The 25,818-nt window shown below is 50.7% G+C and carries 25 protein-coding genes, 5 tRNA genes, 1 rRNA gene and 1 pseudogene (1 of these 32 only partly in view); 14 read left to right on the top strand and 18 right to left on the bottom strand.

The genetic code is table 11. The annotated features are described in order from the left end of the window. Window positions 1–13: 13 nt before the first annotated feature. A complete protein-coding gene (locus tag ET464_RS18410) occupies window positions 14–874 on the bottom strand; it encodes a DUF421 domain-containing protein (protein WP_129443442.1) in 861 nt (286 codons plus the stop codon). A 608-nt stretch (window positions 875–1,482) separates the two neighbouring features. On the opposite strand from ET464_RS18410, the gene ET464_RS18405 reads away from it, so the two are divergent. Together ET464_RS18405 and ET464_RS18400 are read left to right on the top strand one after the other, a co-directional pair. Next, entirely contained in the window at window positions 1,483–2,976 is a 1,494-nt protein-coding gene (locus ET464_RS18405; protein ID WP_129443440.1) for an alpha-N-arabinofuranosidase, read from the top strand. Window positions 2,977–2,993: 17 nt separating this feature from the next. Beyond that, complete coding sequence (locus ET464_RS18400; protein ID WP_129443438.1) at window positions 2,994–3,296, top strand: DUF6171 family protein; 303 nt, start codon at window positions 2,994–2,996, stop codon at window positions 3,294–3,296. Between the two features lie 84 nt (window positions 3,297–3,380). Here the strand turns inward: ET464_RS18400 and ET464_RS18395 are convergent, their stop codons facing one another. Continuing rightward, on the bottom strand, window positions 3,381–4,118 hold the full coding sequence (locus tag ET464_RS18395) for a GTP cyclohydrolase II (RefSeq protein ID WP_129443436.1): 738 nt from the start codon (window positions 4,116–4,118) through the stop codon (window positions 3,381–3,383). Window positions 4,119–4,246: 128 nt separating this feature from the next. Between ET464_RS18395 and ET464_RS20465 the strand changes: the two genes are divergently transcribed. Next, window positions 4,247–4,363: a DUF6254 family protein gene (locus ET464_RS20465; RefSeq protein WP_244226593.1), complete on the top strand. Its 117-nt coding sequence runs from the start codon at window positions 4,247–4,249 to the stop codon at window positions 4,361–4,363. 86 nt (window positions 4,364–4,449) lie between these two features. On the opposite strand, the gene ET464_RS18390 is transcribed toward ET464_RS20465, so the two are convergent. Together ET464_RS18390 and ET464_RS18385 are read right to left on the bottom strand one after the other, a co-directional pair. Further along, complete coding sequence (locus ET464_RS18390; protein WP_129443434.1) at window positions 4,450–4,653, bottom strand: copper ion binding protein; 204 nt, start codon at window positions 4,651–4,653, stop codon at window positions 4,450–4,452. Window positions 4,654–4,667: 14 nt separating this feature from the next. Beyond that, window positions 4,668–5,009: a metal-sensitive transcriptional regulator gene (locus ET464_RS18385; RefSeq protein WP_279630105.1), complete on the bottom strand. Its 342-nt coding sequence runs from the start codon at window positions 5,007–5,009 to the stop codon at window positions 4,668–4,670. A 247-nt stretch (window positions 5,010–5,256) separates the two neighbouring features. Here ET464_RS18385 and ET464_RS18380 point away from each other — a divergent pair, with 247 nt between their 5' ends. Next, window positions 5,257–5,997: a glycerophosphodiester phosphodiesterase gene (locus ET464_RS18380; RefSeq protein WP_244226592.1), complete on the top strand. Its 741-nt coding sequence runs from the start codon at window positions 5,257–5,259 to the stop codon at window positions 5,995–5,997. Between the two features lie 16 nt (window positions 5,998–6,013). Next, a pseudogene (locus tag ET464_RS18375) lies at window positions 6,014–7,230 on the top strand (SLC45 family MFS transporter). Window positions 7,231–7,346: 116 nt separating this feature from the next. Here the strand turns inward: ET464_RS18375 and ET464_RS18370 are convergent. Beyond that, the gene (locus tag ET464_RS18370; RefSeq protein WP_129443432.1) at window positions 7,347–8,378 is read right to left on the bottom strand and encodes an NADH:flavin oxidoreductase/NADH oxidase; all 1,032 of its coding nucleotides are present in this window, start codon (window positions 8,376–8,378) and stop codon (window positions 7,347–7,349) included. A gap of 182 nt (window positions 8,379–8,560) precedes the next feature. On the opposite strand from ET464_RS18370, the gene ET464_RS18365 reads away from it, so the two are divergent. After that, entirely contained in the window at window positions 8,561–9,442 is an 882-nt protein-coding gene (locus tag ET464_RS18365; protein ID WP_129443430.1) for an SDR family oxidoreductase, read from the top strand. A gap of 167 nt (window positions 9,443–9,609) precedes the next feature. Here ET464_RS18365 and ET464_RS18360 read toward each other — a convergent pair whose 3' ends face one another. Next, entirely contained in the window at window positions 9,610–10,188 is a 579-nt protein-coding gene (locus ET464_RS18360) for a hypothetical protein (protein WP_129443428.1), read from the bottom strand. 393 nt (window positions 10,189–10,581) lie between these two features. On the opposite strand from ET464_RS18360, the gene ET464_RS18355 reads away from it, so the two are divergent. Beyond that, on the top strand, window positions 10,582–11,334 hold the full coding sequence (locus tag ET464_RS18355; protein WP_129443426.1) for a class 1 isoprenoid biosynthesis enzyme: 753 nt from the start codon (window positions 10,582–10,584) through the stop codon (window positions 11,332–11,334). A gap of 69 nt (window positions 11,335–11,403) precedes the next feature. Then, window positions 11,404–11,643, top strand: coding sequence for an NHLP leader peptide family RiPP precursor (locus ET464_RS18350; protein ID WP_129443424.1), 240 nt, complete (start codon window positions 11,404–11,406; stop codon window positions 11,641–11,643). A gap of 17 nt (window positions 11,644–11,660) precedes the next feature. Here the strand turns inward: ET464_RS18350 and ET464_RS20930 are convergent, their stop codons facing one another. After that, entirely contained in the window at window positions 11,661–12,329 is a 669-nt protein-coding gene (locus tag ET464_RS20930; protein WP_425271780.1) for an ATP-binding protein, read from the bottom strand. Window positions 12,330–13,877: 1,548 nt separating this feature from the next. On the opposite strand from ET464_RS20930, the gene ET464_RS18340 reads away from it, so the two are divergent. After that, window positions 13,878–14,339, top strand: coding sequence for a Dps family protein (locus ET464_RS18340; RefSeq protein ID WP_244226591.1), 462 nt, complete (start codon window positions 13,878–13,880; stop codon window positions 14,337–14,339). A gap of 147 nt (window positions 14,340–14,486) precedes the next feature. On the opposite strand, the gene ET464_RS20625 is transcribed toward ET464_RS18340, so the two are convergent. Then, window positions 14,487–14,609: a hypothetical protein gene (locus ET464_RS20625; RefSeq protein WP_279630104.1), complete on the bottom strand. Its 123-nt coding sequence runs from the start codon at window positions 14,607–14,609 to the stop codon at window positions 14,487–14,489. A 113-nt stretch (window positions 14,610–14,722) separates the two neighbouring features. Next, a complete protein-coding gene (locus ET464_RS18335; RefSeq protein WP_244226590.1) occupies window positions 14,723–15,298 on the bottom strand; it encodes a ribonuclease H-like YkuK family protein in 576 nt (191 codons plus the stop codon). Between the two features lie 209 nt (window positions 15,299–15,507). Here ET464_RS18335 and ET464_RS18330 point away from each other — a divergent pair, with 209 nt between their 5' ends. Further along, the gene (locus tag ET464_RS18330; protein WP_129443418.1) at window positions 15,508–15,723 is read left to right on the top strand and encodes a hypothetical protein; all 216 of its coding nucleotides are present in this window, start codon (window positions 15,508–15,510) and stop codon (window positions 15,721–15,723) included. On the opposite strand, the gene ET464_RS18325 is transcribed toward ET464_RS18330, so the two are convergent. Further along, complete coding sequence (locus ET464_RS18325) at window positions 15,705–16,538, bottom strand: sugar phosphate isomerase/epimerase family protein (protein WP_129443416.1); 834 nt, start codon at window positions 16,536–16,538, stop codon at window positions 15,705–15,707. The genes ET464_RS18330 and ET464_RS18325 overlap by 19 nt on opposite strands. A gap of 77 nt (window positions 16,539–16,615) precedes the next feature. Further along, on the bottom strand, window positions 16,616–18,022 hold the full coding sequence (locus ET464_RS18320) for an NAD-dependent malic enzyme (RefSeq protein WP_129443414.1): 1,407 nt from the start codon (window positions 18,020–18,022) through the stop codon (window positions 16,616–16,618). A 185-nt stretch (window positions 18,023–18,207) separates the two neighbouring features. Between ET464_RS18320 and ET464_RS18315 the strand changes: the two genes are divergently transcribed. Continuing rightward, a complete protein-coding gene (locus tag ET464_RS18315) occupies window positions 18,208–18,798 on the top strand; it encodes an SEC-C metal-binding domain-containing protein (RefSeq protein ID WP_129443412.1) in 591 nt (196 codons plus the stop codon). A 107-nt stretch (window positions 18,799–18,905) separates the two neighbouring features. Here the strand turns inward: ET464_RS18315 and ET464_RS18310 are convergent, their stop codons facing one another. Further along, complete coding sequence (locus ET464_RS18310) at window positions 18,906–20,525, bottom strand: S-layer homology domain-containing protein (protein WP_244226589.1); 1,620 nt, start codon at window positions 20,523–20,525, stop codon at window positions 18,906–18,908. 216 nt (window positions 20,526–20,741) lie between these two features. On the opposite strand from ET464_RS18310, the gene ET464_RS18305 reads away from it, so the two are divergent. From ET464_RS18305 to ET464_RS18295, 3 genes are all read left to right on the top strand, one after another. Next, window positions 20,742–22,001: an MFS transporter gene (locus ET464_RS18305; RefSeq protein ID WP_129443410.1), complete on the top strand. Its 1,260-nt coding sequence runs from the start codon at window positions 20,742–20,744 to the stop codon at window positions 21,999–22,001. A gap of 84 nt (window positions 22,002–22,085) precedes the next feature. Continuing rightward, complete coding sequence (locus ET464_RS18300; RefSeq protein ID WP_129443408.1) at window positions 22,086–22,295, top strand: DUF2536 family protein; 210 nt, start codon at window positions 22,086–22,088, stop codon at window positions 22,293–22,295. Window positions 22,296–22,307: 12 nt separating this feature from the next. After that, on the top strand, window positions 22,308–23,540 hold the full coding sequence (locus ET464_RS18295) for an aminopeptidase (protein WP_129443406.1): 1,233 nt from the start codon (window positions 22,308–22,310) through the stop codon (window positions 23,538–23,540). A 288-nt stretch (window positions 23,541–23,828) separates the two neighbouring features. Here the strand turns inward: ET464_RS18295 and ET464_RS18290 are convergent. The 6 genes from ET464_RS18290 to ET464_RS18265 all read right to left on the bottom strand — a co-directional run. Further along, a tRNA-Gly gene (locus tag ET464_RS18290) sits at window positions 23,829–23,903 on the bottom strand. Between the two features lie 7 nt (window positions 23,904–23,910). Continuing rightward, window positions 23,911–23,997, bottom strand: a tRNA-Leu gene (locus tag ET464_RS18285). 9 nt (window positions 23,998–24,006) lie between these two features. Beyond that, window positions 24,007–24,082: transfer RNA gene (locus ET464_RS18280), tRNA-Lys, on the bottom strand. A 9-nt stretch (window positions 24,083–24,091) separates the two neighbouring features. Next, a tRNA-Thr gene (locus ET464_RS18275) sits at window positions 24,092–24,167 on the bottom strand. A gap of 3 nt (window positions 24,168–24,170) precedes the next feature. Continuing rightward, a tRNA-Glu gene (locus ET464_RS18270) sits at window positions 24,171–24,245 on the bottom strand. A 106-nt stretch (window positions 24,246–24,351) separates the two neighbouring features. Continuing rightward, window positions 24,352–25,818, bottom strand: a 23S ribosomal RNA gene (locus ET464_RS18265) (it continues 1,468 nt past the right edge of the window).

Below are 25,818 nucleotides of genomic sequence, written 5' to 3'. Positions count from 1 at the left end.
TCCGACTTCAGGCTTACGGCTGCAGCGGCCGATAATCACGCATTGAGATATGAAGCTTTTCTCTCGCATTGCGGTAGTCCAAACGATCCTTGTCGTTTGGCGCAAATTGTTCAAGCATATGCAGCTCGTTATCAAACTGTTTGAGCAGCGTCGCAATATTTTCGGTCGGCTTAGAAGGCGCCTGCTCCGGCAGCGCTGCATCCCCTGTCTGCACCGTCAAATTGCCCGTTGCATCGACTTGCGCAAAAAACACATCTTCGGTTTGCACCTTTTGGCTTCGCAGCTGATGCTTCAGCCACTGCTCGTCATATCCGGTCTGCCTTAATGAAGGGTCCAATATATTGCCGTCCTGCATCACCGTAATCGGTTCGCGTTCACGCGGCACTTTCCAGCCAAGCGCATTTGGCGTAAGCGGCTGAAATTCCTTTTTTAACAGGAAGTTCATATCGCCGCTTTTCTCCATAATACCGAACTCGACATCGGCCAGCCGGTAAATGTCCTTTTTGCGCAGCTGCTCCATCAATTCGTCCAGCGTAATGCGTTCCTTCTTCAAATTTTTACGGATTAATGCGCCGTTCTGCACAAGTACAGTGCCTTTTCCATCCAGCAGATCGCGTGCTTTTTTGCTTTTGAGCGTAATGAACTCTATGCTTACGGATACAATCGTCCACACTGTCAGCGCAATAACGCCGATATACCAGTAATTATCAATATCGAGTGATACATAAGAGGCAATATTGCCCATCGTTGCCCCCGTAATGTATTCGAATAGGGAAAGCTGCGATATTTGCCGCTTGCCCAAAATTTTTGTAATGGCAAATAAAATAACAGCGGAAGCTAATGTGCGAAGTGTAACCTCGATCCAAAGCGGCATAGGCCGGATTTCCTCCTTCTAGATTTGCTGTATATAACCGGAGCTTTTTTTACCCTTATAGAATATCCATAATTAAACTTGTCATTCTTAATTATTGCCAATCTACTTTTTATACACGAATGTTGCAATTGTTATTCAGATGCGCTATACTTATTAAGTTGAATGCTATATTTAACCTCAGTAAATCCCTCGAAAGAACATCCTTTTTTCCTCGAATTTGATTTCTTTGAAGGCAGTTAATTTCACACCATTCATTTGTACTGTAGTTCTGATTCACACTGGCGCGGTCTTCGGAGCCGCAAGGACGAAAGAGAGGCAGGGCTTTCGTTGTTTTGGAATAACGAGTAAACAGCAAGATTTGAAAAATTAACGGGATTTCAGCGCGGCCTGTCCAGCAGGTACGGTTAAATATATGCAATGCGCATCACATGCGCAGCAAAAAATAAGACGGCACCCTAATTGCAGGGTGCCGTTGTCCATTTTAGGCGGCATTGCGGAGGATTAACTCAAAAATAAGGATTGATTTTGAAAGCGCCGCCATTTAAGATGATAATAGAAATAATCAAATTATTAACTGATTAATATTTTTATTAATTGGAGGTTGTGAAATGACGAACCGTTTGACCGTGAATGCCGATTGTTTGTTATCGCCCATCAGCCGTCATCTATACGGCCATTTCTCCGAGCATTTGGGGCGCTGCATTTATGAAGGATTTTGGGTAGGCGAAGATTCCCCTATTCCGAATACAAAAGGAATCCGCAAGGATGTGGTCGAAGCGCTGAAAAAAATTCGTATTCCAAACCTGCGCTGGCCGGGCGGCTGCTTTGCCGACGAATACCATTGGAAAGACGGAATCGGACCGCGCGAATCGCGCAAGCGGATGATTAACACCCATTGGGGCGGCGTGGTCGAAAACAATCATTTTGGCACGCATGAGTTTATGGAATTATGCGGGCAGCTGAATTGTGAACCTTACATATCCGGCAACGTAGGCAGCGGAACGGTACAAGAAATGTCCGAGTGGGTCGAATATATGACCTTTGACGGCGTGTCGCCCATGGCGGAGCTCCGCAAGCAGAACGGCCGCGAAGAACCGTGGGGCTTGCAGTTTTTTGGCGTGGGCAATGAAAACTGGGGCTGCGGCGGCAACATGCGCCCGCAATATTACGCAGATTTGTACCGCCGTTATCAAACGTATGTCCGCAATTACGGCGGCAACAACGTGTTTAAAATCGCCTGCGGCCCAAATAGCGACGACTACGACTGGATGGATACCGTCATGCGCGAGGCTCATCGCTTCATGGACGGCATCAGCCTTCATTATTACACAATTCCAAGCGGCATATGGGAAAATAAAAGCCCGGCAACAGGATTCTCAGAGGAGGAATGGTTCTCCACGCTGTTTCATGCGCTCCGCATGGACGAGTTGATCACCCGCCATTCTGCGATTATGGACCGCTACGATCCGGATAAACGAATCGCTCTTGTTGTCGATGAATGGGGCACATGGTACGACGTCGAACCGGGCACCAATCCCGGATTCCTGTACCAGCAAAACACGATCCGAGATGCCCTTGTCGCCGGCGTAACCTTAAACATTTTCCACCAGCACAGTGACCGCGTCCGCATCGCTAACCTTGCGCAGGTCGTAAACGTGCTGCAGTCGGTTATTTTAACCGAAGGCGAGAAAATGGTGGTGACCCCTACCTATCACGTGATGGATATGTACAAAGTGCATCAGGATGCTACGCTGCTGCAGACAAGTTTCTCGGGCAACAGCTATGGAATAAACGGCAAGTCCGTCAACCAAATTTCCGCGTCCGCTTCCGTAGATGCCGAAGGCCGCATCCATATCAGCTTGTGCAACCTCGATCATGCAGGCGCAGCTGCCATCGACATTGACCTTCGCGGACTATCCGGCAGCGATTTTACAGTAAGCGGCACAACCCTTACAGCGGATGCGATTGATGCGCACAATACGTTCAGCCAGCCGGAGCAAGTGAAGCCGCAGTCTTTTACCGCATTTGAACTGGCCGGCACGACGGTCATCGCCAACCTGGCGCCTATGTCCGTCACGGTGCTTGAAGTCGTTCAAGCGTAGTCCGGAACGGGAGCCATATGGATAATCACAGAGGCTGCAAAGGCTGCGAGAGCAGCTATCATGTAACGGATCAGCAAATCAATCGGATGCTCCAGGCGCCTATGTTTCAATCGCCGGAACATTGCGTAACGGACGAGATGTATCAGCTCCGCCTTACCGCCTGCTCCGGCTGTGATAAGCTGATGAACGGTACAACCTGCCTGATATGCGGATGTATCGTACAAATTACGGCCAAGCTGAAGGCGCGCAGCTGCGCGAAACCGGGAGATGACCGGTGGGAAGCTGCCGCGGCGGGGATTTGGGCGGCAGAGGAACGCTGAATCCGCCGTGGTGGTTCGAAAGCGTCACAAGATAAAGAATAAAAAAAACAGCCGGCACCCTTGGAGAACAAGGGCTGTTGCCGGCTAGTCATCGTTGGGGCAGCTGCTTTCGAAATGCCCCGACCGTTTTATTTTCGTCTGCAAATAACGTTCATTAAACTCGGACCGGTCGCCCCATAGTGCAATCCGTTTGCCCACATTCATGCCTGCCGCCCTCAGCGCTTCCAGCTTGCGCGGATTATTCGTAATTAAGGTGACCGGCTTATGCCGCAGCTCTTTCAGCACCGCGATAGCATCGCTGTAATTGCGGGCGTCGTCCGCAAATCCAAGCTGCAGATTGGCATCCACCGTATCCGCTCCCTGCTCCTGAAGCAAATAAGCCATCGCTTTGCTGAATAAGCCGATGCCTCTGCCTTCATGGTTAGCCAAATAGAACAGCGCTCCCGCTCCATGTTCAGCGATCATCTTCAGCGACTGATGCAGCTGATACCCGCAGTCACAGCGCTTGCTGCCGAAAATATCGCCCGTATGGCATATGCTGTGCAGCCGCACATATACATCATCGGAATTTTCAAAATCACCGTATGCAAGCACGCTGGATTGCTGCATTTCTGCCAAATTAACGTCGGACAGCTTCCGCACCATAGCCTCCAAATCCTGTTCCTTCTCCTTACAATTCAACCAGCAATACCACTGGAACTTGAATGTTTCGCCGTATAATTGAACGGGAAGCTGAATAGGGCCAACCAAATAAATATATTTTCCGTCCGATTCGATCATGCGAATTTTATGTTCCAGTAAGGTCATTACCTCGGAATCCATGGCCATACTCCTTCCTTGCTTTGCGCCTGCGCTTTGCGGCTAGTTTACACGAAAATTGGCAGCCGTATTCCCTGTATGTTTGCCTCTCATGCAAGCCAAGCTACAAGTACGAAAGGAGCGCTGCCACGATGACAACTTCCAAAAACCGCAGAGAAAACCGCTGGCATCAACGAAAACATAACCAGAAACCGCCGCATGGCAAAGTGAAGTCGTTTGAGGAACTGGCGAATCCTCAGCAGCCCTAATCCTTTCGTTCCCATTCAAAAAGCTGCCGCAAATTTTTATTTGCGGCAGCTTCTATAGTCATAAAATATTCAGTTGCTGCATTCGCTTAAGAAACAACGTCATATCCTTGTTCTTCGATCGCTTCTTTGATAACCGACAAGGAAACCTCCGCTTCATTGAATTGAACTTCTACTTTACCGGCCGCCAAATCTACTTTACCCGTTGCCCCGGCATTCGAAACCGCCTTCTCCACGGCTTGCACACAATGATTGCAAGACATGCCTTCCACTTTCAAAATTGTTTTGGTCATCTTGAATACACTCCCTATCGCATCAATTTATTTACTGTTGTAAGCAGCTCATCAATGACATCTTGCTCCCCCGCTTGAATCCGTTCAACGACGCAGCTTTTCAGATGCCCTTCCAGCAGCAGCTTGCCCACGCTGTTCAAAGCGGACTGCACCGCTGAAATTTGGTTTAATACATCGTCACAATACGTATCCTTCTCAATCATCGCCTTTACGCCGCGGATTTGCCCCTCAATCCGGTTTAGGCGCGAAATAAGATTGGACTTCATTTTATCCGAATGATGGCTTTTTCTGTCATTGGGCACATGGCAGCTATCATCCTGATGTGCTTCATGCGTTACCGCCGGCTGGCTCTCCATCTTATGCATACCTCCAGGGGGTATTTGGTTTGCTTTTCCTATCATAGCATACCCCTATGGGGTATGCAAGAGCAACACAACCTGCCGCATATAGCCAGGCAACGGCTGGAACAGGCTATTTTCCGCTGGAAACCGAATCAACGCGAAACAGCTGTTTTTTTGACATTGCACTAACAATTATGCCCTATAGTAATAGTGTAAGCACTGTTGATGATCCCATTCCAAAAAAAGAAGCGAGGATTCCGCCATGACCAAAAAAATGCCCGTTAACTTTGCCCACAGAGGCGCATCAGGTTACTGCCCGGAAAACACGATGGCCGCTTTTACAAAAGCGCTTGAGCTTGGCGCTACCGGTATTGAAACGGATGTGCAGATGACGGCAGACGGCCGCCTGGTGCTGATCCACGACGAATCCGTACGTCGGACAACCGGTTTTGACGCGCTGGTCAAAGATTTGACGTTTGAAGAGCTGCGGAAGCTCGATGCCGGTGTTTGGTTCAGCGAGGAATTTGCCGGAGAAACCATTCCTTCACTGGAAGAGCTGCTGGCACTAGCAAAATCTGCGAATATCATTGTTAACATCGAGCTGAAAAACGGCCTCATCCCGTATCCGGACTTAGAGAGAAAGGTCATTGAAACGGTGCGCGCTTACGGGCTTAGCGATCAAGTCGTCCTATCCAGCTTTAATCATTATTCTCTTGCTGTATGCAAACAGCTCGCACCGGACATAGATACCGGCATTTTGTACATGGAAGGGTTGTACCGCCCTTGGGATTATGCCGCAACGTTAGGCGCAAACGCCCTTCATCCCATTAAATACGCGGTGTTGAAAGAGTGGGTTCTGGAGGCGGCTGCCGCCGGCATCGCATGCAACCCGTTTACCGTCAATGCGCCTGACGAAATGAAACGGATGCTGGAAGCCGGCGTTTCCGGCATTATAACCGATTATCCGGACCGTCTTGCAGCGCTGCTGAAGACGCTCACGTAACAGGAGGCTGAAGCCGGTGAAAAAAACGTGGCTGCTTGGTTTTGGTTTTTTCAGCATTAGCATTACATGGGCACTGTATAACGCATTTGTTCCTTTTTTTCTCGAAAAATTCATAGCCAGCGCCGCGGTTATCGGCTTTATGATGACAATCGACAATTACTTCGCGTTGTTCCTTCAGCCGTGGATCGGCAGACGCAGCGACCGCACACGCACGAAATACGGGAAAAGAATGCCATATTTGCTCATCGGCATGCCGCTGGCTGCTGTATTCAGCGCCCTGCTGCCGTGGTACACCGGCCTTGTTACACTTGTTTTGTACATGGTGCTCATGAATTTGTCGATGAGCCTGTTCCGCTCCCCCACCATTGCACTTATGCCGGACATTACGCCGGAAGCCAAAAGGACGAAAGCAAACGGCATTATCAATTTTATGGGCGGCGTCGGTTCGGTGCTTGCTTTCGGCGCAGGTTCCATCCTGTACGACGCGCATCATTCGCTGCCTTTTATGACCGCAGCGGTATTGACGCTGCTCAGCCTGATCATTCTGGTCCGCAAGGTGAAGGAAAGCCGGGATGCTGTGTACAGCATGCAGCCTGCTCCCGAATCCGAATCCGGCCAAACGCTTCCCGCGTCTTATCGCGCCGAGTGGACCCGGCCGACCCTGTTCCTTCTGGGAGCCATCTTCTTCTGGTTCGTCTCCTACAATGGCATTGAAACCTTTTTTACACTGTACGGCAAAAACGAACTGGGCCTGACGGAAGGAGAAGCGTCCTTCTCCCTCGCCTTTTTTTCGCTTGCTTTTGTGGTTGCGGCTATACCAAGCGGCATGCTGGGCAATCGGATCGGCAAAAAAAAGACGATCGCCATCGGCATATCCGGGCTGATCATCTGTTTTGCCGTCATCTCTGTGATAGATGACCTGCTGCCGCTGCGTCTGCTGCTGTTAGCCGGGGCATTTGCTGGGCGCTTGTTAACATTAACTCGTATCCGTTTGTCGTATCGTTAGGAAACGAAAGCAGCATCGGCACACGCACCGGCATTTATTATTTGGTGTCTTCGCTTGCCGCCATCGCCTCCCCGCCGCTTATGGGCTTGTTCATTGATTGGCTTGGTTATTCGGCGCTGTTTTACAGCTCCGCCTGCGGGATGTGCATCGCTTTGCTGCTGTTATTGCCCGTCAAGGAGCAGCGCTCCGTTCGCCATGTGCAGGAACAACGCAATCTTTCCGTATAAGGCAGCCGAACAAAGAAGCTCCAGCACCCCGCTAATGGCGGATGCTGGAGCTTCTTTGTTGGTTTTGCCGCAGCGAAAGCGCGGCATTCCTTTTATTTGTGGTGATGCGATCCTGTTTAGAACCCGCGGCGGTATGCAACCGGCACGATATCCCGCACCGATGAGCCGGTTAACGCTTCAATCGCATGATAAGTCCAATACGGATCCTTCAGCAAACCGCGGCCGATCCCGATCAAATCGGCATCGCCGTCTGCCAGCACTTTCTCCGCCAGCAGCGGATCTTCCAGCATGCCGACTGCAATAACCGGAACGCCCAGCGCCTCACGGATTGCGCGGGCTGCAGGTACTTGAAAACCCGGGTAATTGCCCGGCTTCCGCGCGCCCGGCTCGCCTTCGCCACCTGTCGACACGTGCAGCACATCTACTCCCGCTTCCTTATAGCGGCGCGCCAGTTCAATGCCATAATCAATATCGTAGCCGTCATCCGCATATTCAACCGCAGAAATCCGAATAGCTAACGGCATGCCTTCCGGCAGGCGGCTTTTCACCTCGCGGATCACTTCAACGCCAAACAAAGCAAGATCTTTCCCGTATTCGTCATCCCGCTTATTGGAACGAGGAGACTGGAACTGATGGATCAAATAGCCGTGTGCGCCATGCAGCTCAATCATATCGACGCCGGCTTTGACCGCGCGCTCTGCCGCATCGCCAAACTTGACGATCATCTCTTTCACTTCCGCCGTTGTCAGCGCCCGCGGCGTTTTGAACGAGTCGTTGAACGCGATGGCGGACGGCGCAACCGGCTGCTCTGCATCCTGCGCTTTTCGGCCGGCATGGGCGATTTGTACGCCGATGCGTGAGCCGTATTTATGCACTTCCTTAACAATGCGGGCAAACGCAGGAATCTGCTCATCCGACCATAAGCCAAGGTCATTATCTGTAATCCGGCCGTCCGGCTCTACGTCGGTCATCTCCATAATGATAAGGCCGGCGCCTCCTGCAGCGCGGGAAATATAATGCACGTAATGCCACTCGTTCGGAATGCCGTCCTTGGCATCAACCGAATATTGGCACATCGGCGCCATAACAACCCGGTTCTTCAGTTCTAAACCGTTCAACCGGAATGGGGTATTTAAAATGGAAGTCATATCGGATGATTTCCTCCTCATGGTTATTCATCGTTATTCACCCGTTATTCATGGTTTTCCAATTCCATTTATCGGGTAATTTATATTGTATATCATCAGCCCTAAAAAGACCAAGCTAACCAAGATACCTTCACCATATCTTCATCTTCCCTAACATAACCCGATTAAGGAGGAACAATCCTATGCCGAGCACACCAGCCGGACAACAGCAGCCCAAAGCAGCATTTCCGCCTCAGCACCAAAACCGTCAGCCGGGAATTGAAAGTGAAATGAACCCGCTCCCCGTTTTCCAATCCGATACGTATAAGCCCGCCGGCAAGCTGGCTAACAAGTCAGCTATTATTACCGGCGGCGACAGCGGCATCGGGCGGGCAGTCGCTGTCGCTTTTGCCAAAGAAGGCGCCAATGTCGCCATCGTGTATTATAGCGAGCACGAGGATGCCAACGCCGCCAAGGCAGCCGTGGAGCAAGCCGGCGTCAAATGTCTGCTTATCCCGGGAGATATCGGCGACCCGGCATTTGGCGGGCAAGCAGTGAATCAAGCGGTGCAGGCATTCGGCGGGCTGAATATCGTAGTCAATAATGCGGCCGAGCAGCATCCGCAGGCGAAATTCGAAGATATTACACCGGAGCAGCTGACCCGTACATTCAGCACGAATCTGTTCGGCATGTTTTATTTGACGCAAGCCGCCATCCCGCATTTGAAACCCGGATCGACCATCGTAAATACCGCATCCATTACCGCCTACAAAGGCAGCCCCAACCTGATTGATTATTCTTCGACCAAAGGGGCCATCGTATCGTTTACCCGCTCGCTTTCCGAACATCTCATTCCAAGAGGGATACGGGTAAACGGCGTAGCACCCGGTCCAATCTGGACACCGCTTATTCCGTCGACATTCGAAGCGCAGCAAGTGTCCATATTCGGATCGGATTCGCCGATGGGGCGCGCCGGTCAGCCGTATGAGCTCGCTCCAGCATATGTGTACCTCGCTTCGGATGATTCCAGTTATGTATCCGGCCAGATCATCCATGTGAACGGCGGTACCGTCGTTAACGGATAGGATAGCAGCGGCCATGCTGCAGGCAGCTTCCCGCTCTGCCCAGCTGCAAAAACTCCGGCATTTGCCGGAGTCTTTTCTATGCCCAGCCGCCAAAAAACTCCGGCATTTGCCGGAGTCTTTTCTATGCCCCGCTGCAAAAACTCCGGCATTTGCCGGAGTTTTTGCGCTTATGCCGTACGCGTCTTTACAGCCTGGACCGGACGCTTAACATGATCGTTCCTTTCGACATAAGCCCTTAATATGCCTTCATAGGCAAGCTCCAGCATCGGTGTACACGGGAAATCCCCGGGCTTCACCAGCAGCGGCGATTTGCGGATCAGCGCTATGCCGCTCCGCTCGAAAACATCCGCAACAAATTGCGAGCAGAAGTAGGCTTTTTCCCGCTTCATCTGTATGTTAAACAACAATGCAATAACACCAAGCAGGTTATAGCGGTATAGCTCCTGGTCTCGTTCCATCTCGGCAATAAACTGCCGCATGAAGTCATATTCGCAAGGGGTCACCGGACAACGGTAAACCGCACATACCGCTTGCCGGAACAGTCCGCCCCGCATATCTTCTTTCACAAACCCGCCTACAAACGGATTGCCCGGGGATTTGCGGCCAAAGCTGTACACTTCCTTCAGATCGGCATCAAAGGCGAGCGACGCGTGATTGAAAGGATCCTTGGTGAAATATTTGATCGTTTTCGTAAATAACGTCCCCGTATCGGTCAGTACGATGTATACGTCCGGCTTCCTTTCCATCCAGCTACCTCCAGCGTTAACAATGTATGCTCTAACTGTACTTGAAGGGGCATACAGGTTTGAACCATCCCAGGTAGTAAATCCCGCTCGACCTCAGATATAGCCGCTGCCCGACCTTGGTCCAGTTTCGCTGATGACATCTATTGCCAGAAGCTGATATAGTAGTTTTGTACTATTGCCCGAATTCATAAAGAAAGGAACGTTATCATCCCTATGAACCGTGCCTATGCCGCTCCTTTTGAAACCGAGCTCCGTCATATTTTTGCCGATGCAGAACGCATTTTATCCCGTTTTCCGGCACATGTCCGGCCTTACGGGCTTGATTATTTAGCACGGTTTAATCCGTTTGGCCAACCATCGGCCAATTATATTTGTTATTTGCTCCCTTATTGGATGCAGGAAGAAACCCGCCTGCCTGACGAGTTATGCCGCAAGTTGTCGCTAGCCGGTACTTTGCTGATGCTCTATTTTTTTATACAAGACGATGTGATGGATGAAACGGCCCCGACCGGCAGTAAAACAAAATTAGCTTTCGCTAATTTGTTATACATAGAAAGCCTCCAGCTTTTACAGCAGCTTTTCCCTGTAGATTCGTCCTTCTGGCAATACTTCAAACAATATATCGAGGACTGGACGGCCGGAGTCGTATTGGAGGGGGACGTCGATTTTTACCACCACAACCTTATTCAAGTCGGCTTAAAAGCAAGCCCGGTCAAATTAATGAGCACAGGCTCGCTAATGCTCGCCGGACAATCTGAACGCATATCAGATTATGAGCATCTGATCGGCCACATCCTTGTTTTGCTTCAGATGTCAGATGATTTAATGGATTGGCGGGCCGATCTGCAGGATGGAAATTACAATTGCCTGCTGGCTGCTGTAAAACTTGCGCTAGGCAAGCAGCAGATTACTGCCCAGGAGGCCGGTACAGCGATAGCGGTGCGAGGAATTGCCGGCAGCTATGCCAAGAAAGCGCAAGAAATTAACTTTGATTTGAACGGCAAACCATCCCCTTCCCATCTAAGAGCCTTTCAGCATTCCCTATGCGAAGTAATGACGGCCTTCGCCCTCAAGACAGAAGAGCATAAACGTTCTTTAGTCTTGGGCGGTTTGTACCATCAATTGTCGAAATCAAGGGAAAAATGATAGATTTTCATGTTTTGCCATGGTAGAATATGACTGCGTCTATTATGCTAGACTGGGAGGCTCTTACGAATGTCAATCGAGGAACTTCGTAAACAAATTATTGAAAAAGCTTGGGAAGATGAAAGTTTTAGACAAGAGCTTCAATTCGATGCAGCTGCAGCTATTGAACGAGCATTTGCCATTCCTGTTCCGGCTGGCATAAATATTACCGTGCTGGAAGAAACCAGGGACAATTATTATCTTGTTATCCCTGCCAACCCTGCCGATGAAATCAACAATGAAATTGTAGATCTTCCCGCTTGGGACTAACATCAAATAAAAGCCGCTTATGAAGTTTGGTTCATAAGCGGCTTTTTTTGAACATTGGCGCTTGGAAAACGAATCGAGACAAGCGTACCTTGCCCTTTTTGGCTCGTATATTCGATTCCTCCGCCCATCGCTTCAATAATTTGAAAGGTGACCATCAGCCCTAACCCCGTACCGTTTTCTTTGCTCGTATAATACGGCTGGCCGATACGTTTAAGCTCGCTTTCCGTCATCCCGACTCCATTGTCCTTGACGAGTATGACGGCTTCGTCCGTAAACAGCTTCGCAAATATTTCAATCTTGCCGTCCTGCGGCAATGCTTCAATGCTGTTTTTTACGATGTTGATTAACGCCTGCTTCAATTTCGTCGAGTTGCCTTTAATAAAAATCGGCTCGGCGCTAAGTTCAATTTGCCCGCCCTTACGCTGGGCAAGCGGCGTTAGAATACTCGTAATTTGCTGCAATTCATCTTCTATATTTAAATCTTTAAAATCTTCCGTTTGCGGTTTGGCAAAATCCAAAAATCCGTCGATAATTTCAGCGGCCCGGTCCAGCTCCTGAATAGCAAGCCCCATATAATTTTTGTGGCTGGCTACATTTCTTCCTCCAAGCAGCTGCAGAAAACCTCTTGTAACTTGGAGCGGATTTTTGACTTCATGGGCAACAGAAGCTGCCAGGTGGCTCACCATCTCCATCTGTTCTGATTTCTGCAGCTCCGAACTGTATGCCTCCAGCTGTCTGGAATAATCCGTCAGCTTCTCGAAATTGCGATAGATGGACCTGCTTAATACATAAAACGAGCAGACAATGATGCCGATTGTCCCCCACTTCCAAAAGTCAAGCCGATGCTGCTGCCCCTGCAGCAAAAACCAGCCCATTTCCAATATAACCGTAGAAGCAAAGGCCAATAAACCAATCATAATGACAATAGCATCTTTATTTCTTTTCAAGCATTCCCGGATTAACACAACAACCATAATGATCGAGCTGACAGCTAAAAACAACAAAGCCAGCAAAGTGAAAAAGCTGTAATACATCTCATAATAACGGTTATGGGTAGCCAAATTAATCGCAAAGCCGGCAAACGATAACACCGTAATGACAAAAGCGGCTCTTTTCAAATGAGCAATGATCGATAAAAAACCTTTGCCGAATATAATTTCAAAAAAGATACAAAACGTTGGCAGCAAAATATTGCTGGACAAGTCGAACAAATTAAAACATAAGGCGCCAAACGAGCCGTCATCTGTGTAAGGAAGACAGGTATTGGAAATGATTAGAAGCCCTATCGATAAAATAACGAGGGAAAGCGCCCCCCAGCTTGGCCGTATCGATTTATGCAGAAACAAAAGGCAGCACAACATAATAACCGCAATAATCGTAATAGCGGAACCTAAAACAACGTCAATCAGAACCGAATGCAAGTACTTTTCATTTAATGGATCATAACTGCCGATCACCAACGGTTTATGTATGGAAAGCTTGTCCGGATTCCCTTGCAAATAAATAAGTACCTGTTGATTGGAAGCCGAATTCGGCAGTTGGATTAACAGCGCGCGCCTTGCGTACGGGTAATGCCGGTAGGAGGAATATACGCTGTCTCCTTGTATATAGACTTCGATATTTTGGCTGGACAGATCGCTGATATACAACCCTGCTGTCTTTAAGCCCGCCAAATCCGGCAGCTTGAACGTAATCCAAGCCCCTTTCGTATCCTCGGGAGGCTGCTCGCTCTGATCGGCAGCTGTTTGAAACCATCCCGAATGATCCGGCAGCAGCCGGTCTGATGATCCGTTGGACGGCTCGGATGCAATCCATTTCATTTGCCATTCGCTTATTACCGTTGCAGGCTGCGAAGCCGAAACGATCAGCGGCCCAATATGGAGCAGAACCACAAATAAAATAAAAGCTTTTATCCAAATACGCTTATTATTGTTCACCAATTTGCTTACCTCGCGAGTCATGTTAATCTCAATACCGTTCCAGGCGCTGAAGAAGATACGTCTAATCATGTCGAAATAGGTCGTTTGTTGCAAGACTATTATATCATGATTTCATAAATAAAAAGATAAATATTGGTAGCCTGCGCTGATTGGAAATATATTGACCCGAGGATGAAATAATCTGCCCCCATGAATAAGAAAACCCGTAAATGGATTAAGCTAAAGCAAGACTGCGCACATAAGCATGAAGCAATCGGAAGCTTCCTGCTGCGATAAATAAAGGAGGAATTACTTATGGCTGTTAACGCAATGACCAATCAAGCGGTACAAGAAGCATTAAACCTGCAGGTAGCGAACTGGTCGGTTCTTTATACGAAGCTGCATCATTATCACTGGTATGTAAAAGGGCACCATTTTTACACACTGCATGAAAAATTCGAACAGCTGTATACGGCAGCAGCAAAATATATGGACGACACGGCCGAACGGCTGCTTGCGATTCATGGCAAACCGGTCTCCACGATGAAGGAACAGCTTGCCATGGCGACCATTCAGGAAGCGTCCGGCGGAGGCAGCGAGTCCGCCGAACAGATGGTCAAGGAATTGGCAGACGATTTGTCGGCGATCGCCCTGCAGCTGGCGGACGGTATCGAAGCGGCAAGTGAAGCGCATGACGATCCGACCGCCGATTTATTCACAAGCATCCGCAGCGATATTGAGAAGCATAACTGGATGCTGCACGCCTACTTGGGCTAATTGCGGATAGCCCGAAGCCGGATGGATGCCGCTTGCCGGAGTCGGCGCTCCTCTCGATCCGGCAGCGCTGCTGCGCCCCGGCACCGCGCACAGATGCGCAAAAAGCCGCGGCTTTCAAACAAGCCGCGGCTTTTTGCTTACAACCTGCTATTCGTCCTCCCAGCGTTTGGAGTACGCTTTTTTCGTTACCCATAACGTGATCCATGTAACCGCTATGGCGATAATTGCGGCAAATATCCATACTGATACCGGCACATCCATAATTGTCATACCCTCCCCGCACACCATAAACCGCAGGCTTTTACCATATCTTATCACAACTATACAACATTTATAAGCCGGATTACCCAACTGATGCACGCCTCGGGATGCAGCCATTGCCTTTACGGCTTCGCGTACTTTTTCCCGTCTTCCACCGGCTTCTTCGTATAGCGGTTTGCATAGCTGGAAGCGCCATAGGCGTCCGGCTTTACACGCGGCTCGTAAATGCCCATGCCATGCACCTGGTCGACCAGCTCCTGCACGTACAGCGACGTCTTGTTCACAATCGGCTCCGTGCCGGCGTCAATGTCGATAAACAGCTCCAGCGAAGCGCCCTGGTACACATACGGCAGCAGAAACTCCTCCATCCGCCTGACGCCGCCATCCCGCGTAAAATAATATGCCACCTCCTGCGACAGCGCCGTTTCGTACATCAGCTTCTCTTTGATGGAAGTAAATTCGCGGGGCACCACGACCTGCCGGTAACAAGCCCAGGCGCCTTTGCCGATCCGCCGCATAATGATCCCGGTTATAAATTTGGTATAACCGTTAAATACTTGACTGTCCGTCCCGATGACGAACTGGTAAGAGGAATGAGGATCACTCGCCATAAAATGTAAAATCCGGTCCATCACATCGTAAAGTGAAAGCCTTTTTTCAGACAAGTTTTGAAAACTTAGCTCTTCTGGCAAAGCCATTCGCTTGTTTAGTCTCATCCTTATCACCTGCCTAGGACTAGCCAGCCCTTTCTTCGTCTTATTATATAGTTATGTCCGTAATGCAAATAAGTTTTCCTTCCTTCACAATATATTCATGACAGGGAGTGGAGATTAGCGCCGGAAATGACTATACTAACAACAAGAACGATACCGCTCTAAGCTAAAGTTCAACCTAGGAGGAATGGAACATGGCAATCAGCCAAGCTAAGAAACAGCGCCGCAAGCTTGCGCAGCAAGGGAGAATAAGCCCTGAACAATTAAGAGGAAGCTGGAACGGGGTACAGCCCGCAACCAAAACAACCCCTACCCTGAAATCCCGGCTGGCCAAAGAGCATCATAAACATAAAAGGAATCACGCCCTCATGGACGATGATTCCTTTTTGTTTTATAGAACGGAATATTGATTTCGGATTTGCTCGATAAACGATTTACAGGATGCCATCTGTTCTTCCGCAGCTTCCTCCATAATAATGTGAACCTCCGGCTTATACTGCTGCAGCAGCTTCATATACAGGTTATAATCCATCTGGCCGAGACCGGCCGGTTTCGTTATGACGTTTCCGTCAGGCTGAAGCAGCCTGTCCTTGGCATGGCAAGCGATAATACGGCCGCCCAGCAGCCGGAACGCTTCCTCGATCACCGCTTCCTGGCGGGCGATATTGCCTTCATGCAGCAAATTGCCCGGGTCCAGCACAACGCCGATTTGCGAGGTCGGCACCTCCTCCAGCATCGCATGCAGCTGCTCCGCCGTGCCGATCAAATGGCCGTTTGCCGCTTCCAGCCCGATGAAGACGCCCCAGCGTTCCGCTTCTTCAGCCAGCTCCTCCAGCACCCGCTTCATGACCTGCCAGTCGGCTTCCGTATAATCCCTGTCCGGCAAGCTGCCCGTCTCAAAAGCAACCATCGGCGCGCCCATCAGCCGCGCATACCGAAGCAGCTCCTTGCATCGTTCCACATTGTTCCGCCGTACAGCCTCATCCCGGTCAAAAAAATGCAAGTAGCAGCCCAGCACCGAGATGTGCACCTTCTCTTTATCGAACGCTTCTGCAATCGACATCGCGAGACCGGGACTAAGCTTCCCTTTCTGGCTGAAATCCACATCGCTTACCGCTTTCCAAAGCGCAAGCTGCACATGCTGAAACCCGTACAAACGGGCTTTGGCGGCAAGCTCCCGGTAAGGCAGCCTGCCGAATAAATGCGCCAACACGCCAATTGACATCGCTTTCATTCCTCTCCCCAATAATAGGGCGCCGGGAAGACGCCCCTAGCTAACGCCACAAATCCGCAGGCAAGCCATCAGCGGAAATCCGGCGGAATACGCCGGGCAACCCCGGTTAAAATAGCGGCTTCCACTACCGCTCTGCGCACTTTGGCTACAACCTGCTCGTTAAATATGCTCGGGATAATGTATTGCTCATTTCGTTCCTCAGCCGTCACGACAGCAGCAATAGCGCGGGCGGCAGCCAGCTTCATCGGCTCGTTAATCGAACGGGCGCGGCAGTCCAGCGCTCCTCGGAATACGCCGGGGAATACAAGCACATTGTTGATCTGGTTCGGATAATCGCTTCGGCCTGTCGCAAATACGCGCACAATCTTCATCGCTTCTTCCGGATCAATCTCCGGCGTCGGATTGGCCATCGCGAATACGATGCGGTCGCTTGCCATTTGTTCTACATCAGCTGCCGACAGCACATTGCCTCTCGACACGCCGATAAAGACGTCAGCGCCGCCGATCACTTCCTGCAGCGTGCCCGCTTTGTCTTCGACCTGAGGCTGCTGCGCCAGCCAAGCCCACATCGGGTGGTGATCATATCCGCCGCCGCGCACAATCGCACCTTCACGGTCTACCGGCACAAGCCGCGTCACACCTGCGGCAAGCAGCATTTTGCAGATCGATACGCCCGCAGCGCCAATGCCGTTGACGACGACACGCACATGTTCGATACGCTTGCCTACGACCTTAAGCGCATTCAAGAGACCGGCAACGACAACAATAGCCGTACCGTGCTGATCGTCGTGGAATACGGGAATATCGAGCTCCTGCGCCAGGCGGGTTTCAATTTCAAAGCAGCGCGGCGAGCTGATATCCTCCAGATTGATGCCGCCAAAAATCGGGCTGATGTTTTTGATCGTACGTATGATTTCTTCGGTGTCTTTCGTGTTCAGGCATATCGGGAACGCATCTACGCCGGCCAGCTGCTTGAACAGCATCGCTTTCCCTTCCATAACAGGAGCGGCTGCCTCAGGCCCGATATCGCCTAATCCCAGCACGGCGGTTCCGTCCGTTACGACGGCAACTGTATTCCGCTTAATGGTAAGCGAATACGCTTTTTCTCGGTTTTCATGGATGGCGTTGGATACGCGCGCAACACCAGGCGTATATACTTTGGACAAATCATCGCGGTTTTTAATCGGCATTTTAGGCGTAACTTCAATTTTGCCGCCCAGATGCGCCAGAAATGTCTGATCGGACACGTTAACCACGACAATGCCCGGCAGCTGCTTCAGCGCATCAATGACCTCGGTATCCTTCTGATCGGCTACATGAATCGTAATATCGCGGACCGAATTGAGCTGCCCGGACCGGATGACGTCGATTGACGTAATATCTCCCCCGGCTTTGCTTACAGCAGATGCTACGTTCCCAAAGTTAATTCGTTCATGATTCATTTCAAGTCGGACAATAATACTGTTGTAAGCCATCTGTATGCATCCTCCTCAACCTGTGTGCCGTATATCCATACCCATCATAAAACAAGTTGCGCCATTTCGCTACCAGACTCGTCTTATCCTTCCTAGTTTATCCAAAATTACTCATAAAACTTGTCATACCCTGCTTGCATCTAGTATGATTAGGTAGCACAGCAAGTTGTACAGGAGTTGATAGTTTGGCAACAATAGGCAGAAATGAGCCTTGCCATTGCGGCAGCGGATTGAAGTATAAGCGCTGCTGTCTGGAAAAGGATCAAACTAATGCAAGATTGCAGTCGGCTTTGCTTTCTTCCGGCCATCGCAGCGTTGCATTAACGGAACAAGATATTATTCATATGGTCGAACAAGAGCTGGAATGGCAAGCCGATTCGTACCGCCAGCTTGCGCTTCACCTGCACGAGAACATGAACGGCCGTTATGAAGAAAGCATTATTGTAGAAGCTATTGCGTTATGGAACCGCTTCTCCGCAGAAACGAAGCCTTCCTTCCGCAAGCCGGGCATCCATTGCGCAGCGATTGAGCTGGCCGTATCGGAAGCGAACGGCATCGCCAAGAGCCAAGCCGAGCTGGCCGAGCACTACGGCGTTTCTACAACCTCGCTTTCCAAACGGTTCCAGGAAATAAACGATTTTATCGAAAACAAGCTTTCCGCCGCGCCTAAAGCGGCTTCAAACAACGATGCAGCCGCCAGCGCCGAGCTGCCTGCATTCGATATGAATGATGAGCTTGAAAAAATGGGAAAAGCCATGGGCGGCATCCTCGTTTAACTTTTTTTCTACTATTCTATTGCTGTGAATCGGATAATAACAACACAAAAAAGCGGGTTCGCGTTTACAGCGCAAACCCGCTTTTTTGTGTTGATGTGCCCCGTCCTTTATTGAAAGTCGTAATGGGTAAATACGTTGGCGTTGTACAAGCTTGCCCATACATCGCCGGTTTCCGCTCCTTCATACCAATAAGCAAAACCGGCTGCCCCGTACGAGAAGGCGGCAGCCGCCTTACTGCTTAACGAACGCCCGTCCTCCATCCAAATTTGATGCGTATTTCCGTTTTTGCGATAGACGGCGGTATATTGTCCCAGCTGGCTGTCCCAATGCAGCTTGGCTGCGTATTGCTGAACAATGGCTTGCTGATCCTGCATCGTGATGGAGGCCGAAGCCAGCGCCTTCCCGCCGGATTGCACCGTCCAATCGGTGGTATAGAACGGCATCGCTAGTATGATCTTATCTGCTTCCACCTGCTTCTTCAGCAGCCGAAGCGCATCATCCACATACGGCAGGGACGCCACCGAGCCCGCAGCCGGATCGCCGTCCCAATGCTCGTCGTACCCCATCATTACGATGTAGTCCGCACTGCTGCCCAGCGCTTTATAGTCAAATGCTTCCGTCCAGTCTGTGCCTCTGTCCGGCGACACATTAACGGCCAGCACCGCTCCCTGCTTGTGCAGCTCGGACGCAAGGCTGCCCACAAAAGCCGTCAGGCCGGTTTTATCGGAAGGGCTGACATTTTCAAAGTCCAGATCAAGGCCCTCCAAATCATATTTTTTCACCAGTCCGGACAAATGAGCAACAGCTGCTTTCCGGTACTGCTCATTGGACAACACCGCATGAGTCATGTCCAAATCCGAATGGTTGCCAACCATCGCCCATACAGCTTTGCCGTTTTGCTTCGCCCAGGTCACAAGCGAAACATCCGTATAGTCCGAAACCGCTCCTTTTGCCTCCAAAAAATACCATCTTGGCGATAACGTATTGATATCCGAACGTTTAACCGACTGCTCGAACTGAACGGTTGTCTGCTGATACTGCCAGCCGAGCTGAATGCCGCTGCTGACCGGCTTCTCCAGCTCCTCTTCCCATCTGTCATCGTTTAGGACGCGGTCGAACATAACCGCTGCTTCTTCCCTTGTCATGGCCTCACCCGGCCGAAAGCTGCCGCCTTCATCTCCTTTTATAAGGCCAAGCGCACTCGCTTTCGCTACAGCTGCTTTTGCCCAGGAAGAGATTTTGGCGGCATCGGTATACGGCACCGCTGCAGAGGCGCTCGCTGCTTGTTTTAACGCTCTTACAAGCAGCTGGGCCGCTTCCTCGCGTGTTATCGTGCGGGACGGCGTAAACGCCTCGCCGCTCGTCCCTGTCGTCAGCTGCAGCTGGAAGGCCGCCATCACCGACGGATAATACCAGTCCGCTGCTTTCATATCCTTAAACGGAGACACCTGCGCTTGTACCGGCTGAAGCCGGAGCAGCCGAACCAGCACGGTTACAAACTCTGCTCGTGTCATCGGTTTTTTCGGCGAAAACAAATCCGCCTCCGTTCCGTTCATTATCCCTTTTGTATATAAATCAGCTATTTCGCCGGCTGCATAACTGGAAGAAGTATCGGTATACGGCATGTTCGCAGACTGCGCCGCTTCCGCCAAACGCGATGCCGGAAGGCAAGCCCCCGCTACCAGGATCAAGGCCGCCGCACTTTTTAGCAGACTCTTTTTATTCAATGAAGCCAACCTCCTTTTTCCCTTGAAACTCTCATCTCAAAAAACCTCATTTTACTAGCATAACAAATCGGCAGCATTACAACATTAGCCAAAAGCTGGTCTCCGCGCCGTCCTTCTGCCACCGGTGCATAATGCTGGGATGAAAAAAAGAAGCGGCAGAAACCCGAAACAATCCAGTATAATAGAAAGAACAACCAGATTAGGAGGATAGATTCCATGAAGTTTTTACATAATTACCCAAAGGAAGTGAATGTATTTCTAGCCGCAAGCCTCGTCAATTCCGCAGGCGGTTCCTTAATGTGGCCTCTTATATCGATGTATGTGTTTGACGAACTGGGCAAAAGCATGGCTGCCGCCGGATTTGTTATTCTTGTGCAGTCGGTCGGCGCAATTTTGGGGCAACTGGCTGGGGGCGCGCTGTATCACAAATTAGGGGTGAAAAAGCTGATAGTCGGCGCGATTTTGGCTAATGCGCTGGCTTTGTTTGCGCTGCCGCTGCTTAGCCTGTATTGGATTCCATTTATCGTCACGATGGGGCTGATCGGTTTTTTTAATGCGATGTCGTTTCCGGCTATCCAGGCTTTTATCGGTTTCCGGTTTGCCGACAGACGGGCGGAACTGTTTAACGTCACTTATGTCGCCAGCAATATAGGCATCGCCATCGGCACAGCGTTAAGCGGCTTCCTGGCGGATGTGTCTTATTCGTTAAGCTTTATTCTGAACGGGCTCAGCTCTGTGGTTTTTGCTGCGTTCTTTTTTGTTTATTTAAGAAAGATCCGCATGCCAGACTTTGCAGCGGCTCCCTCGCCTGGCCGCGATTCCAACCCAGCTTCGGCCAACGGGCCGGGCAAGCGTCCCAAAGCGGCTGGCGGCGGCTTCTGGCCGCTGCTCGCGAACACGAGGGTGTACCTGTTCATGTCCATCGGCACGCTGCTTATTTATCTGGGCAACTCGATGTGGAATACCGGCATATCGCCTTCCATTATTTCGGAAGGGCTTCCGAAGTCGATGTACGGCTTCTTATGGACGTTAAACGGCATCTTAATATTCGTCGCCCAACCGGTTACGATGCTTATTAAACGGTTTGCTGCGCGGACGGTAACATCGCAAATGACGGGCAGCGGACTGCTGTATATGTTCGGCTTCTTTATTATTTTGCTGCTCCCGAGCTACACGGGAATGGTGATCGGCATGACATTTGTTACGCTCGGCGAAATGCTGATCGCTCCGGCAACTCCCGCCTTTATTTCCGAGCATGCCGGCAAGAACGCACCGTTTTATATCGGTCTGACCGGCGGTATCAGCGCTATCGGGCGGGTTATCGGCCCGTATGTGATGGGCAGTCTGTATGACCATGGCGGCCTTGCGCCGGTGCTGCGGCTCGCAGTGTTTGCCGGGCTCGCATCCGCACTATTTTTCATGCTGCATACCCGTCTGAACCGGCCAATTGCCGCGGCAGTCGCCCGAGAAGCTTGAATCCCGCGGTCGCGTATAATAAACTTGTATTGCATGGGACGCAAGAACCACGCAGTACAAGTTTTTTAAGCCGGGAGAGTACATATGAACTTTCAATTGGATTTGTTTGAGAACAAGGTGGAATTATTTGAAGCGTATGACCTGAAGTCGCTGGAGAAGCAAATTGAAACGCAGATTACAAACAACCAAGCGCTTCTGCTGGATGTAAGCTCCATTCAATACCAGGTTACCTTTCACCCAAACATCGGCAAAATGCTGTATAGCGCAGCAGTCCATTTCAAATTAAAAAAGTAGCGGAGGGATTATATGTCTACATTTCAAGAACAACTGAACAGTTATGCTGACCTGATCGTGAATGTCGGGGTCAAAATTCAAAAAGGGCAAACGCTGATCGTCAACGCTGCTATTGATGCTGCCGAGCTGGTACGCCTTATTGCCAAAAAAGCATATGAAGCAGGCGCCTACAATGTCAAAATCAACTGGAGCGACGATACCGTAACCCGTCTCCGTTATGACCTGGCTCCGGATAATGCTTTCCTGGAAGAGCCAAAATGGTACGCCGGCGAAATGCTGGAACTTGTCGAGAACGGAGCTGCTATCGTCAGCGTCGTATCCCAGGATCCGGATTTGCTGAAAGGCGTGCCCGGCGAACGCATCGCGAACCATCAGCGCACGTACGGCAAAGCGATGTATCAATACCGCCAATACATGCAAGCGGACAAAATGAGCTGGTGCGTCGTAGCGGCGCCTTCCAAAGCATGGGCGGCGAAAGTATTCCCGGATGTGCCGGAAGATCGGCAAGTCGATAAGCTATGGGAAGCTATCCTGTCCGCAGTTCGTGTCAACACAGGCGATCCTGTAGCGGCATGGGAGAATCATATCCAGACGCTGAACCAGAAATCCGATTACCTGAATGCCAAAAAATATAAAAAGCTGCATTACACCGCTCCTGGCACAGATTTGACGATTGAGCTGCCGAAAGGCCATATTTGGGTTGCTGCGGACAGCGTCAATGAAAAAGGCATCAGCTTCGTTGCTAACATGCCTACCGAAGAAGTGTTCACTGCACCTCTCGCTACCGGCGTCAACGGCAAAGTGTCCAGCACGAAGCCGCTTAGCTACGGCGGCAACATTATCGACGGGTTTACGCTGACGTTTGAGAACGGCCGCATTGTAGGCGTACAAGCGGAAAAAGGAGAAGAAACGCTTAAGAGCCTGATCGAAATGGACGAAGGCGCCCATTATTTGGGCGAGGTGGCTCTGGTACCTCACCAATCGCCTATTTCGCAGTCCGGCATTCTGTACTACAACACGCTGTTTGACGAAAATGCCTCCAACCATTTGGCGATCGGCAGCGCTTATGCCTTTAACCTCGAGGGCGGCAAAGGTCTTTCGCCGGATGAGCTCAAAGCGCGTGGCCTCAACCAAAGCATTACCCACGTCGACTTTATGATCGGCTCGGCGGAAATGGACATCTCCGGCATTACCGAAGACGGCCACGAAGAGCCCATCTTCAAGCAAGGCAACTGGGCATTTTAAATCATTGCTCTTGCCAAGCGATAAAGCAGCAAGAACCAGGCTTGTGAGTTTAACTTAACGTTCGTTCGTTTGCCTAACAATAAGCATAAGCAACCCCCGTGAGACAAGGCGCATCTTACATAAGGCGCTTTCCCCACAGGGGTTGTTTTTTGAGCTGCAATAAAAGGTACGATCGTGCCGCTGATCCACTGCTGCCGGCGCATAACCGGGAAATGGACCATAACAGCTTCCCGAAAAATCAAAAAAGCCCTGCAGCTAGCTTCAGCTACAGGACTGTTACCTTCATTATGGAGCGGACGACGAGATTCGAACTCGCGACCCTCGCCTTGGCAAGGCGATGCTCTACCACTGAGCCACGTCCGCGTGCATATGGTGCGGTCGAGAGGACTCGAACCTCCACGGCTGTTACACCACTAGAACCTGAATCTAGCGCGTCTGCCAATTCCGCCACGACCGCATATGCAAATGGTGAGCCATGAAGGACTCGAACCTTCGACACCCTGATTAAAAGTCAGGTGCTCTACCAACTGAGCTAATGGCTCTCATGTAAATGGTGCCGTCGAGAGGACTTGAACCCCCAACCTACTGATTACAAGTCAGTTGCTCTACCAATTGAGCTACAACGGCGTTTGGTGACCCGTAGGGGATTCGAACCCCTGTTACCTCCGTGAAAGGGAGGTGTCTTAACCCCTTGACCAACGGGCCTTACATGAGTTAGGAAACAATATCATAGAAGACAATTGCAACCTTCAAAACTGAGTATGAACAATGTTGCACGCTTTAGCCGTCCCGATGTTCTCGGGGTAATCATTAGGATAAGCCCTCGACCGATTAGTATTCGTCAGCTGCACGCATTGCTGCGCTTCCACCCCGAACCTATCCACCTCGTCGTCTACAAGGGGTCTTACATACTGGGAAATCTCATCTTGAGGGGGCTTCACGCTTAGATGCTTTCAGCGCTTATCCCGTCCGTACATAGCTACCCAGCGGTGCTCCTGGCGGAACAACTGGTACACCAGCGGTACGTCCATCCCGGTCCTCTCGTACTAAGGACAGCTCCTCTCAAATTTCCTACGCCCACGACAGATAGGGACCGAACTGTCTCACGACGTTCTGAACCCAGCTCGCGTACCGCTTTAATGGGCGAACAGCCCAACCCTTGGGACCTACTTCAGCCCCAGGATGCGATGAGCCGACATCGAGGTGCCAAACCTCCCCGTCGATGTGGACTCTTGGGGGAGATAAGCCTGTTATCCCCAGGGTAGCTTTTATCCGTTGAGCGATGGCCCTTCCATGCGGTACCACCGGATCACTAAGCCCGACTTTCGTCCCTGCTCGACTTGTTGGTCTCGCAGTCAAGCTCCCTTATGCCTTTGCACTCTCCGAATGATTTCCAACCATTCTGAGGGAACCTTTGGGCGCCTCCGTTACTTTTTAGGAGGCGACCGCCCCAGTCAAACTGCCCGCCTGACACGGTCCCCCTACCGGATTCACGGTAGCGGGTTAGAACTCCGATACGATCAGGGTGGTATCCCAACGTCGCCTCCACACAAGCTGGCGCTCATGCTTCCCAGGCTCCCACCTATCCTGTACAGATCGTACCAAAGTCCAATATCAAGCTGCAGTAAAGCTCCATGGGGTCTTTCCGTCTTGTCGCGGGTAACCTGCATCTTCACAGGTATTAAAATTTCACCGGATCTCTCGTTGAGACAGCGCCCAAGTCGTTACGCCATTCGTGCGGGTCAGAATTTACCTGACAAGGAATTTCGCTACCTTAGGACCGTTATAGTTACGGCCGCCGTTTACTGGGGCTTCGGTTCACAGCTTCGGGTTACCCCTAACCGCTCCCCTTAACCTTCCAGCACCGGGCAGGCGTCAGCCCGTATACTTCGCCTTGCGGCTTCGCACAGACCTGTGTTTTTGCTAAACAGTCGCTTGGGCCTTTTCACTGCGGCCCCCTCGGGCTATTCACCCTACCGAGGCACCCCTTCTCCCGAAGTTACGGGGTCATTTTGCCGAGTTCCTTAACGAGAGTTACTCCGCGCGCCTTAGCATGCTCTGCTCGCCTACCTGTGTCGGTTTGCGGTACGGGCACCTTCACCTGGCTAGAGGCTTTTCTCGGCAGCCGGAGATCATGACCTTCGGTACTCTAAATTTCCCTCCCCATCACAGCCCAGCCTTTCGATGTGCGGATTTGCCTACACATCAGCCTCACTGCTTGGACGGACTATTCCATCAGTCCGCGTCACTACCCTTCTGCGTCACCCCATTGCTCATA

Source organism: Paenibacillus protaetiae (assembly GCF_004135365.1).
Lineage (GTDB): Bacteria > Bacillota > Bacilli > Paenibacillales > Paenibacillaceae > Paenibacillus_AP > Paenibacillus_AP protaetiae.
This window is presented reverse-complemented; position numbering and strand designations above follow the sequence as displayed.